We start from the raw sequence: 231 nt of genomic DNA, 5'->3' as shown, positions 1-231 counted from the left end.
CGGCAACCCTCGTGGTGCAATAGCAATTAAAAGAGAATTACAACTACTAGAAGAAGCAAAGCTAACATTGCCTCGTATGATTCATGTTTTAAATATGGGAGATGAGGATTATGTAGAAGATATTGAAAAGCTTTCTTCCCAAAAAATTGCGGTGACAATTCCGTATGACAGGGATCGTACGAGTTATGAATGGGGGATGCAGTTTGGTTCCCCGCAAATTAATACAAAGGT

At 39.4% G+C, this 231-nt stretch carries 1 pseudogene; it reads left to right on the top strand.

Features of this window, described 5'->3' with window-relative positions:
- Positions 1-231: pseudogene (locus FOT98_RS30620) on the top strand (AAA family ATPase); the annotation flags it as partial.

Source organism: Bacillus sp. HY001 (assembly GCF_007558965.1).
GTDB lineage: Bacteria > Bacillota > Bacilli > Bacillales > Bacillaceae_G > Bacillus_A > Bacillus_A mobilis.
The sequence above is the reverse complement of the archived record's forward strand: the minus strand, read 5'-3'. Positions and strand labels throughout refer to the sequence as shown.